This is a genomic window from Streptomyces odonnellii, from assembly GCF_000981895.1.
Taxonomy (GTDB): domain Bacteria; phylum Actinomycetota; class Actinomycetes; order Streptomycetales; family Streptomycetaceae; genus Streptomyces; species Streptomyces odonnellii.
This window is the reverse complement of the sequence record NZ_LATD01000195.1, coordinates 1-9,643: the sequence shown is the minus strand read 5'-3', so window position 1 is coordinate 9,643 and position 9,643 is coordinate 1. Positions and strand designations below refer to the sequence as shown.

The window sequence follows — 9,643 nt, the reverse complement described above, 5'->3', positions numbered from 1 at the left end:
CTCAACTCAACCCATCTCGACAGCCAGCGGCCGAACATGAATCACGCCGGACATCCCGCGCTCGTTGTGCATTGCGGCGTCATGCTTGCGGCAAGAAGAAAGCCACATGGCTTTGCAGCCGAATCAGGAAAGCCATGTGGCGAGTGTCGTGGTAACCGTGACGGGAAATCCCTAGTTTCCCCGGCCCCGCAAGTTCCGCTACCAGTTGGAAGCCAGCAGAAGATCTCCGTATTCGTGTTCGCGGGAGACCTGATTGAGGTCGGCGTCCACCATCATCCGCATGAGTTCCGAGAAGTCGACGGTGGGCTTCCAGCCCAGTTTGGTACGGGCGTGGTCGCTGTCCGCGCAGAGCACCTCGACTTCGGCGGGGCGCACCAGTTCGGGGTCGATCACGACGTAGTCCTGCCAGTTCAGATCGACGTGCTCGAAGGCGATCCGTACCGCGTCCCTGACCGAGTGCATGGTGCCGCTGCCGATCACGTAGTCGTCCGGCTCGTCCGGCTGGAGCATCAGGTGCATGGCGCGTACGTAGTCGCCGGCGAAGCCCCAGTCGCGGACCGCGTCCAGGTTTCCGAGGTGGAGCTTGTCCTGGAGTCCGAGCTTGATCCGGGCGACCGCGAGGGAGATCTTCCGGGTCACGAACTCCGAACCGCGGCGCGGCGACTCATGGTTGAAGAGCATGCCGGAGACCGCGTACATCCCGAAGGACTCGCGGTAGTTGCGGGTGATGAAATGGCCGTACGCCTTGGCGACGCCGTACGGGCTGCGCGGGTGGAAGAGCGTCGTCTCGCGCTGCGGAGTCTCGGCCGCCTTGCCGAACATCTCCGAGGACGACGCCTGGTAGAAGCGGATCTGGCCACTGCCGGAGGCGGTGCGCGAGCTGTTGAGACCGCTCACCATCCGGATGGCTTCGAGGACCCGCAGCACGCCCATGCCGTTGACCTCGGTGACCAGCTCCGCCTGCTGCCACGACATGGGGACGAAGGAGATCGCGCCGAGGTTGTAGACCTCGTCGGGCTGCACGGTGTCGACGGCCGAGACCAGGCTGCCCTGGTCCATCAGATCGCCGTCCACAAACGACAGTTCGGATACGAGCCTGCTGACGCGGGACTTCCGCGGGTTGGCCTGGCCGCGGATCAATCCCCAGACCTGATAGCCCCGGGACAGCAGATGCTCTGCCAGATAGGAACCGTCCTGCCCGGTAATTCCAGTGATCAGCGCTCGCTTGGACATACCTACCTCTTCTCGACCACGGAGAGACCGCCCAAACGCAGAGCTGGGTCGACGACCTCGCATCGAATACGCTTCTGTCCGGACGATAGACACCGGCACGCTCGCAAGCCGCCGCCACCGGTGTCAAGAAAACCCGGGCTTACTAGGGAATTCCCGAGTGCGGGCACCGCGGTGAAGACGGATCGCCGGTAACACTAGGGATTTTCGGGCCCCGGATGCGGTGCACTGTGTGCGTCGGCGTCCGGGCCGGCTCTGTCAACCGGAGTGTCTTTCCGTGCTGTTCGGACTTCTGCGAACTCATGTGCGCCCCTATCGGCGGTCGGCGGCCCTGCTGGTTCTTCTGCAACTCGTGCAGATCCTCGGCACCCTGCTGCTGCCGACGCTCGGTGCCGCGCTGATCGACCGCGGGGTGGTCGCCGGGGACAGCGGTTACATCACCCGGGCCGGCGCGGTCATGGTGGCGGTGGCGCTCGTACAGATCGCGGCGGCGGTCGGCGCGGTGTCGCTGGGCGCCCGTACGGCGATGGCGATGGGCCGCGACATCCGCTCGGTGGTCTTCCGCCGGGTGCTGGACTTCTCCGCCCGCGAGGTGGGCGGCTTCGGTACGCCGTCGCTGATGGCCAGGACCGTCCACGATGTGCAGCAGGTGCAGACACTGGCCCAGTCCGGGTTCGGCATCGTGGTGTCGGCGCCCCTGATGTGCCTGGGCAGTGTGGTGCTGGCGCTCCAGCAGGACGTTCCACTGGCGCTGATCCTGGTGGTCCTGGTGGTGGTCGTCGGTGTCGCGTTCGGTCTGCTCCTGGCCCGTATGGGGCTGTTCTACGAGCGGATGCAGACCTGTCTCGACCGGCTGAACCGGCTGCTGCGCGAGCAGATCACCGGGGTGCGGGTGGTGCGCTCCTTCGTCAGGGACGCCCATGAGCGTGCGCGGTTCACCCGGACGAATACCGAACTCTTCGATGTGTCACGGCGGGTGGGCCGGCTGATCGCGTCGATGCTCCCGGTGGTCCTGCTGCTGATGAACGGCTTCATGGTGGCGATCCTGTGGGTCGGCGCCCACCGGATCGACAGCGGCACCATGGGGATCGGCGCGCTCAGCGCGTTCCTGAGCTATCTCTCGCTGATCCTGATGTCGGTCGTGATGATCGCGTTCGTGTTTCTGTCGGTGCCGCGCGCGAAGGTGTCCGCCGAGCGGATCCAGGAGATCGTGGCGACCCCGACGAGCGTGCGCCCGCCCGCCGTTCCGGTACGGCCTTCGGGCACGGCCGGCGGACTCGACATCCGGGGGGCCGAGTTCCGCTACCCGGGCGCCGAGAAACCGATACTCCACGGGATCGATCTGCGCGCGGAGCCCGGCGAGAGCGTGGCGATCCTCGGCAGCACCGGCAGCGGCAAGACGACCCTGCTCAATCTGGTCCTGCGGCTGATGGATGTCACCGGGGGCTCGGTACGGGTCCATGGCACCGATGTACGGGAGCTGGACCCCGGAGTGCTGAGCCGCGCGGTGGGGTTCGTGCCGCAGCGGGCGTATCTGTTCTCCGGGACCGTCGCGAGCAATCTGCGCTTCGGGAATCCGGACGCCGCCGACGAGGAGCTGTGGCAGGCCCTCCGTACCGCCCAGGCAGCGGACTTCGTCGAGGCCATGCCCGGCGGACTCGACGCACCGGTCGCCCGCGGCGGTACGAATGTCTCCGGCGGCCAGCGCCAGCGGCTGGCCATCGCCCGCACCCTGCTGCGCCGGCCCGGGATCTACCTCTTCGACGACTGTTTCTCGGCGCTCGACTACGCCACGGACGCCGCGCTCCGTACCGCCCTGGCGCCCGAGACGGCGGGGGCGGCCGTGCTCACCGTCGCCCAGCGCGTCGCCACGGTGCGGCACGCCGACCGGATCGTGGTGCTCGACGCCGGGCGCGTCGTCGCCACCGGCACCCATGACGCGCTGCTGCGCGACAGCACGACCTACCGCGAGATAGCGCTCTCCCAGCTCACCGAGGAGGAGGCCGTCCATGGTCTCGCCGGACAGCCCTGACCAGCCGGATTCCCCGCCGGCCGGCCCCGTCCCGCCGGAGTCCGGCGGGACGGGCAGCCGGCTCCTCGGACTGCTCCGGCCGCACCGCGCCCGTATCGCGATGGCTCTTCTCATGGGCATCGCCGGGATCGGCTGCAACGCCTTCGGCCCGCTGCTGCTCGGGAAAGCCACCGACCTGATCGTCGAAGGGGTTCTGACGGACGGTCAGAGCGCGGCGGCTGGGGTGGACTTCGGCCGCGTCGGCGATCTGCTGCTGATCCTGCTCGCGCTCTATGTCGCGGCCTCGCTCTTCATGCTCGCGCAGGGCCGACTTGTCGCGGCCGTCGTCCAGCGGGTGGTCTTCGGGCTCCGGGAGCGGGCGGAGGAGAAGCTCGGGAAGCTGCCGCTGAGCTACTTCGACCGGCATCCGGCGGGCGAGGTGCTGAGCCGTACGACCAACGATGTCGACAATCTCCAGCAGACCCTTCAGCAGACCCTCGCCGAGCTGATCACCTCGGTTCTCTCGATCGGGACCATGCTGATCCTGATGCTGGTCCTCTCCCCGTCGCTGGCGCTGATCATGGTGGCGAGCGTGCCGGTGTCGGCGGTGCTCGCGGCCTGGATCAGCAAGCGCGCCCAGCCCCGGTTCGCGGACCAGTGGGCCGCCACCGGCGCGATGAACGCGCATGTCGAGGAGATCTTCACGGGCCACTCGCTGGTCAAGGGCTTCGGCCGGCGCGAGGAGGCCGAGCGGGACTTCGACGCGCAGAACGAGGCGCTGTACCGGGCGGGTGCGAAGGCGCAGTTCGCCGCCGGCTCCATCGAGCCCGCCATGATGTTCATCGCCAACCTCGGTTTTGTCGTGGTGTCCGTGGTGGGGGCGTGGAAGGTCGTCAGCGGCGCCCTGACCCTGGGCGACGTCCAGGCCTTCATCCTGTACTCCCGGCAGTTCAGCCAGCCGATCGTCCAGGTGGCGAGTGTGGCCGGCCGGCTCCAGTCCGGAATCGCCTCCGCGGCCCGGGTGTTCGCCCTGCTCGACGCGGAGGAGCAGGACCCCGATCCCGTACGCCCGGCCACGCCCGGCGAGATCAGGGGCCGGGTGCGGTTCGACCGGGTGTCGTTCCGCTACTCCCCCGAGACCCCGCTGATCGAGGATCTGTCGCTGACGGTCGAGCCGGGCAGTACGGTCGCGATCGTCGGCCCGACCGGCGCGGGCAAGACCACCCTCGGCAATCTCCTCATGCGCTTCTACGAGGTCGACGAGGGCCGCATCCTGCTGGACGGCACGGACACCGCCTCGATGACCCGGGACGATCTGCGGTCGCGGTTCGGTCTGGTGCTCCAGGACACCTGGCTGTTCGGCGGCACGATCGCCGAGAACATCGCGTACGGGCACGAGGGCGCGACCCGTGACGAGATCGTCGCCGCCGCCCGCGCGACCTGCGCGGACCGTTTCATCCGTACGCTGCCCGACGGCTACGACACCGTGCTGGACGACGAGTCGTCGAGCGTCAGCGCCGGTGAGAAGCAGCTCATCACGGTCGCCCGGGCGTTTCTCGCCGATCCGGCGGTCCTGGTGCTCGACGAGGCGACAAGTTCGGTCGACACCCGCACCGAGGTCCTCATCCAGCGAGCCATGAACACCCTGCGCGCGGGCCGGACCAGCTTTGTGATCGCCCACCGGCTGTCCACGATCCGGGACGCGGATCTCATCGTCGTCATGGAGTCGGGGCGGATCGCGGAGCGCGGCACGCATGACGAGCTGATCAGGCGTCAGGGCCTGTACGCACGGCTGCACTCGGCCCGCGCGGCGGCTCCGCGTACCGCGCCGCTGCCGGCCGGCGGCTGACCACGCCCGACATCTGCCCGCAACACGGTGCCCCGGGCCGCGTCATGTGTTTCCGCGTAATCTCGCAGGGTGGGCGCGCCGGCCCGGCCGGTCGGGCGCCCGAAGACCGATGGGAACACCAACGAGGGGGACGGTGCTGTGTCCGACGGAAGGCTCCTTGCCGTCAGTGATCTGCATGTCGTGTACGACGAGAACCGCGCTCTGGTCGAGGCGCTGCGGCCGGACTCCGACGAGGACTGGCTGATCGTCGCCGGCGATGTCGCCGAGAAGTACGCCGATGTCGAGTGGGCGCTGCGGCTGCTCAGCGAACGGTTCGCCCGGGTGGTGTGGGCTCCCGGCAACCACGAGCTGTGGACACATCCCCAGGACCCGTGCGATCTGCGCGGCGAGAAGCGCTATCTCCGTCTCGTCGAGCTGTGCCGGGAGCTGGGGATCTCCACGCCCGAGGACCCGTATCCGGTGTGGCGGGGCGCGGGCGGTCCGGTGGCGGTGGCGCCGCTGTTCGTGCTGTACGACTACTCGTTCCTGGCGCCCGGCGCGACCACCATGGAGGAGTCGCTGAAGGTGGCGACCGAGGCGGGCATCGTCTGCACCGACGAGCGCTTCCTGCACCCGGACCCGTACGACGGACGGGACGCCTGGTGCAGGGCGAGGGTCGCGGAGACCGAGCGCCGGCTCGCGGCCGTGGACCCGGCGCTGCGTACGGTCCTGGTCAACCACTTCCCGCTGGTCCGCGAGCCCACCCGGGTGCTGCGCTACCCGGAGTTCGCGCAGTGGTGCGGCACCGAGCTGACCGCCGACTGGCATGTACGGTTCCGGGCCGCGACGGTGGTGTACGGGCATCTGCACATCCCCCGGGTCACCTGGTACGACGGCGTCCGCTTCGAGGAGGTGTCGGTGGGCTATCCGCGTGAGTGGCGCAAGCGCCCGCCCCGGGAGCCGCTGCGGCAGATCCTGCCGCTGCCGGCCGGCCGAGAGGGTGTCTGGTGATCGGGGAGATCCTGCCCGCCTCGGTGGCGGCCGAGGCGGCGTACGACGATACGGCGGCCGGGGCCGCGGACGCGCTGTTCCCGCAGGAGCGGGCGCATGTGGCACGGGCGGTGCCCAAGCGGCAGCGGGAGTTCACCACCGTACGGTTCCTGGCCCGGCGGGCGCTGCACCGGCTCGGGCAGCCGCCCGTACCGCTGCTGCCCAACAAGCGGGGCGCGCCGCAGTGGCCGGACGGCATCGTCGGCAGCATGACCCACTGCGACGGTTACCGCGCGGCGGTGGTGGCCCGGTCGGCGGGCGAGAACGCCACGGCGGCGCTGGGCATCGACGCGGAGCCCGACGCGCCGCTGCCGGAGGGCGTGCTGGAGGCCGTCGCGCTGCCGTACGAGGCGGAGCGGATAGCGAAGCTGACGGAGCGTCATCCCGAAGTGAGCTGGGACCGGCTGCTTTTCAGCGCCAAGGAGACCGTTTTCAAGGTGTGGTATCCGCTCACCGGCCGCGAACTCGATTTCTCCGAGGCGGACATCGACATCAATCCGGTCGAACGGACTTTTACCGCACGGCTTCTCGTACCGGGTCCTGTGGTGGGAAACCGTCGGCACGATGAATTCTCGGGACGCTGGACGGCGGGGCGCGGGCTGGTGGCGACCGCTATCCATGTGCCTCTTGAGATGCCCCTTGAGACGTCATAACCTTTTCATGAACACGCCAACAGTTTGACGCTCTGGACTGCTATCCATGACGGGTCCATGCCCCCACCATTGGAGACGTATTTCCGTGCGTTCATTGAAGGCACTTTTCACCGTCCTGCTGGCATTGGTCGCGGCGGTCACGGTTTCGACCTCGGCACAGGCCGCGGACGGCAAGTACGTGGCGCTCGGCGACTCGTACGCCGTCGCCCCCGGCACCCGGACGTACGACGATCCGAACGCCGAATGCCGCCGCGGCCCGCTGGCCTACCCCCGGCTCTGGGCGGCCCAGCACCCGTCGGTCGCGTTCGTGGAGGCGTCGTGCTCCGGCGCCACCACGGCTGATGTGATCAGTACGCAGATTCCCCAACTGACGGCGGACACCACGCTGGTGACGCTCCAGGTCGGCGGCAACGATGTCGGTTTCGTCGATGTCCTGGCGAACTGCATCCTCACCATCGACGACCGGGACTGCGTCAACGGCGTCGAGCTGGCGAAGCAGGCCGCGCATGCCTACCTCTCCCCGGCGCTCGCACAGACCTACGCGGCGGTACGGGCCAAGGCGCCCAACGCGAGAGTCGTCGTCATCGGTTATCCGCGGCTCTACACCATTCGCGGCAACTGCGGAATATTCGGATTGAGCGACACCGAGCGCTCGGCCATGAACTCGGCGGCCGACACCCTGGCGAGCATCATGTCCGCCCGTGCGGCGGAGGCCGGTTTCACATTCCTGGACGCCCGGCCGGTATTCGACCCGCACACGCTCTGCTCGGGTGGCACCCCTTGGGTGACCAGCCTTGAATGGGACAAGATCAATGAGTCCTACCACCCGAATACGGCGGGGCACCGCGACGGGTATCTCGCGGCGCTGAAATCGCTCGTCGGGTGACCGTGAGCACCGGTCTCAACGAATAGCGCGTGGCTCAAGGTGAGGGCGTTCCGCCACTTCGGCGGAACGCCCTCGCTGTTTTGGCCGGCCCGACGGTTCAGTGTGGTGCTTCGACGAGTTCGCCGCCGATTCCGCCGCTGTCGGTGTTCGATCCGTCCGGCTCGTTGACAAGCATCTGGGAGGCGGCGAGTTCGCGGTAGAGCACATCGGCCTCCACCAGTTCCCGGTGGGTTCCCGCAGCGCGCACCAGACCGTGTTCGAGCACCACGATCTGGTCCGCCCCGGTCACCGTGGACAGCCGGTGCGCGATCAGGATCACCGTGCAGCGCCGGGCCGCCTGGTCCACCGCCTCCCGCAGCGCCCGTTCGTTGCTCGCGTCGAGTTGGGCGGTGGCCTCGTCGAGCAGCAGCACCTCGGGCCGGCGCAGCAGGGCCCGCGCGATCGCAAGCCGCTGCCGCTCGCCGCCGGACAGGGTCACCCCGCGGTTGCCGACGGCGGTGCGCAGCCCGTCGGGAAGGCGCTCGATCAGAGTGTCGAGCCTGGTCAGCCGCAGGACCTCGGCGATCTCCTCGTCCGAGGCCCCGGTGGCCGCGTAGCGGAGGTTGTCCCCGATCGTGCCCGCCATGACGGGCGACTCCTGCTCCACATACGCGATACGCCGGCGCACCTCGGCGCGGGGCAGGGTGGCGATGTCGACGCCGTCGATGAGGATCCGGCCGGAGTCCGGCTCGTGGAAGCGTTGCAGCAGCGCGAACATGGTGGTCTTGCCCGCGCCGGAGAGTCCGACCAGCGCGGTCTGCGTGCCACCGGGCACGGTGTACGAGATGCCGCGCAGGGCGGGCGCCCGGCCGGGGTACGAGAACCGTACGTCGCGGAACTCGACCGGCGGCGCGGCGGGCGGACGCGCTCCCGCGGCCTGCTGCTCACCGCCGGTGCCGGCAACGGCGTCGGTACCGGTGCCGGCATCGCTGTCGGAACCGGTGTCGGTGTCGGTGTCGACGTCGTCCTCGACCGGCATGTGCTTGACCTGCTCGATACGGCCGACGGCACCGAGCCCCTGTTGCAGCATGCTCAGCCCGGCGACCAGGGAGCCGACCGGGCCGGCCAGATAGAAGACGTACAGCAGGAAGGCGATCAGCGCGGACGCGTCGAGTCCGCCGGAGGCGACCAGGGCGCCGCCGACACCGAGCACGGCGAGGAACGCGGCCTGGATGGACACCCCGGACAGGACCTTGACCATCGCCACATAGCGGGCACCGGTGAGGCCCGCGCGATAGGCGCCCTCGATCGCCTCGCCGGCGAGAGCGGTCTCCCTGCCCTCCGCGCCGTTGGCCTTCACGGTTCTGGCGGCGCCGAGCGTACGGTCCAGCGCGGCGCCCACCGCGCCGACCGACTCCTGCGAGCGGGCGACCGCCTCCCGGATCCGGGGCAGGATGAGCATCATGACCAGGGTGACGGCGAGCAGGACACCGGCGGTCACCCCGAGCAGTCCGAGATGGACCACGCCCATCAGGACCACCGCTCCGAGGATGCTGAGCACGCCGTTGGCGACCATCACCAGGCCCTCGGTGGCGGCGTTCTGCACCAGGGCGCTGTCGGAGGTCACCCGGGCGATGAGGTCGCCGGGCGGACGGCGGTCCAGCTCGGGCACGCGCAGCCGGATCAGCCGGAACACCAGGTCGCGGCGGATCTGCCGGACCACTCGTTCCGAGGTCCGCTGCTGCCACCACGACTGGAGCCCGGTGAGCCCGGCGCCGAGCACCACGAGCGCCGCGAGCAGGATCACCGGCCCGAGCACCCCGCGCCCGTCACTGAGCCCGTCGAGCACATGCTGAGCCACCAGCGGCTGCACCAGCCCGGCGGCGCTGGCCGCGAGCACGAGCAGCAGGGTCGCGCTCAGTACGGCCCGATGGGGGCGTGCGTAGCGAAGCAGCACCCGCAGCGGCGCGGCGGTCCCGGGCGGCGCGCCGGGGGCGGTGGTGCGT

At 69.4% G+C, this 9,643-nt stretch carries 7 protein-coding genes; 5 read left to right on the top strand and 2 right to left on the bottom strand.

Annotation, left to right across the window (positions count from 1 at the left end):
- Window positions 1–198 precede the first annotated feature (198 nt).
- The gene (locus WH07_RS19015) at window positions 199–1,233 is read right to left on the bottom strand and encodes a GDP-mannose 4,6-dehydratase (RefSeq protein ID WP_046501325.1); all 1,035 of its coding nucleotides are present in this window, start codon (window positions 1,231–1,233) and stop codon (window positions 199–201) included.
- 274 nt (window positions 1,234–1,507) lie between these two features.
- Here WH07_RS19015 and WH07_RS19010 point away from each other — a divergent pair, with 274 nt between their 5' ends.
- The 5 genes from WH07_RS19010 to WH07_RS18990 all read left to right on the top strand — a co-directional run bounded on the left by WH07_RS19010 (window position 1,508) and on the right by WH07_RS18990 (window position 7,658).
- Window positions 1,508–3,262 (top strand): ABC transporter ATP-binding protein, encoded by a 1,755-nt coding sequence (locus WH07_RS19010; RefSeq protein WP_046501323.1) that lies wholly within the window; start codon window positions 1,508–1,510, stop codon window positions 3,260–3,262.
- A complete protein-coding gene (locus WH07_RS19005) occupies window positions 3,240–5,090 on the top strand; it encodes an ABC transporter ATP-binding protein (protein ID WP_046501322.1) in 1,851 nt (616 codons plus the stop codon). Before WH07_RS19010 ends, WH07_RS19005 begins: the two co-directional genes overlap by 23 nt.
- A gap of 138 nt (window positions 5,091–5,228) precedes the next feature.
- A complete protein-coding gene (locus WH07_RS19000; RefSeq protein ID WP_046501327.1) occupies window positions 5,229–6,080 on the top strand; it encodes a metallophosphoesterase family protein in 852 nt (283 codons plus the stop codon).
- On the top strand, window positions 6,077–6,772 hold the full coding sequence (locus tag WH07_RS18995; protein WP_046501320.1) for a 4'-phosphopantetheinyl transferase family protein: 696 nt from the start codon (window positions 6,077–6,079) through the stop codon (window positions 6,770–6,772). The genes WH07_RS19000 and WH07_RS18995 overlap by 4 nt, the downstream gene beginning before the upstream one ends.
- Window positions 6,773–6,857: 85 nt before the next feature.
- Entirely contained in the window at window positions 6,858–7,658 is an 801-nt protein-coding gene (locus tag WH07_RS18990; RefSeq protein ID WP_046501319.1) for an SGNH/GDSL hydrolase family protein, read from the top strand.
- 97 nt (window positions 7,659–7,755) lie between these two features.
- On the opposite strand, the gene WH07_RS18985 is transcribed toward WH07_RS18990, so the two are convergent.
- Window positions 7,756–9,643, bottom strand: a 1,888-nt coding sequence (locus WH07_RS18985) for an ABC transporter ATP-binding protein (RefSeq protein ID WP_046501317.1), incomplete at its 5' end; no start/stop codon positions are given.